This window comes from Psychrobacillus sp. MER TA 171 (genome assembly GCF_023713305.1).
Lineage (GTDB): Bacteria > Bacillota > Bacilli > Bacillales_A > Planococcaceae > Psychrobacillus.
Map to the genome: position 1 here is coordinate 1 of NZ_JAMAWN010000106.1, position 255 is coordinate 255.

The 255-nt window shown below is 38.8% G+C and carries 1 protein-coding gene; it reads left to right on the top strand.

Going from position 1 to position 255, the window contains the following annotated elements; all coding sequences use genetic code 11:
• Nucleotides 1-255, top strand: a 255-nt coding sequence (locus M3627_RS20660) for a transposase (protein ID WP_483315296.1), incomplete at both ends; no start/stop codon positions are given.

The window sequence follows — 255 nt, forward strand, 5'->3', positions numbered from 1 at the left end:
TTTGATAAAATCTACTATCGTTATTGTACTGAATGAATTTATGGAAAAAGAACGAGATGAGCACTTACAAGTGGCTGCTTATGAGCGTTCGGGAGAACGTCGTGATTACCGGAATGGTTATTATGAATGCGATTTGACTATGAGTATCGGAAAGATTACATTGCGTGTTCCTAGAACACGTGAAGGTGATTTTTCACCAACCGTCTTTGAACGATATGCTCGTTGTGATCAAGCGCTAGTTTTATCTATGCTTGA